General features: G+C 68.7%; 1 protein-coding gene. It reads right to left on the reverse strand.

Annotation, left to right across the window (positions count from 1 at the left end; all coding sequences use genetic code 11):
* A partial coding sequence (locus RBA40_RS33370) for a phosphopantetheine-binding protein (protein ID WP_306653210.1) occupies positions 1-793 on the reverse strand: 793 nt, incomplete at its 3' end.
* Between the last annotated feature and the right edge of the window lie 28 nt (positions 794-821).

The raw sequence follows: 821 nt of genomic DNA on the forward strand, positions 1-821 counted from the left end.
GCGAGGCGGCGTTCCGCATCGCCTGTTCCCAGGCGTCGTCGCTGGCAGGTGCGGCCAGCTCCAGCGGCAGGGGCAGCGATGCGTCTGCGTCGATCAGCAGCACGGCGCCGGCGCCCTGTTCAACGATGCGGCTGCGCAGGATCTCATGGCGCGCCGAGACCAGTTCAAGTGCCCGCTGCATGCGGGCAGGCTCGAAGCGGCCGCGCAGCTCGATGGCCGAACTGATGTTGTAGGCGGCAGCCGGCGCGAGCTGGCTCAGGAACCACAGGCGCTGCTGGGCGAACGACAGCGGCAGCGCGGCAGGCCGGGGCTGAACGCCGATGGAAGGGGCGGCAGGTGCGCTCGACGCGCCGACAAGCGGCGCCAGTTGCGCGATGGTCGGGTTGGAGAACAGCTCGCGTAACTGCGGTACAACGCTGAAGTGCTGGCGCATGCGCGCGAGCAGCACCGTGGCGAGCAGCGATTGACCGCCCAGGTGAAAGAAGTTGCTGTGCCGGCCTATCTGTTCCAGTGGAATGGACAGGACCTCCGACCATAACCGGGCCACTGCCTGTTCGGCGCCGATTGCCGGTGGTTCGACGGTGGCCGGATCCCGCACCATGTCCGGCGCCGGCAACGCCTTGCGATCGGTCTTGCCGTTGCTGGTGAGCGGAAGGCAATCGAGCATGACGAAGGCGGCGGGCACCATGTAGGAAGGCAGCTGCAGGCGCAGGGCCTGCGCGAGCTGTTCGGACGTTGGCACGTGGCCGGCGGCAGGCACGATGTACGCGACCAGCTGTTCGCGGCAGACCATTGCCACCGCCTGCGCCACCTCGGGCAGG

Origin of the sequence: Massilia pseudoviolaceinigra, assembly GCF_030846505.1 — a bacterium.
Lineage (GTDB): Bacteria > Pseudomonadota > Gammaproteobacteria > Burkholderiales > Burkholderiaceae_D > Telluria_A > Telluria_A violaceinigra.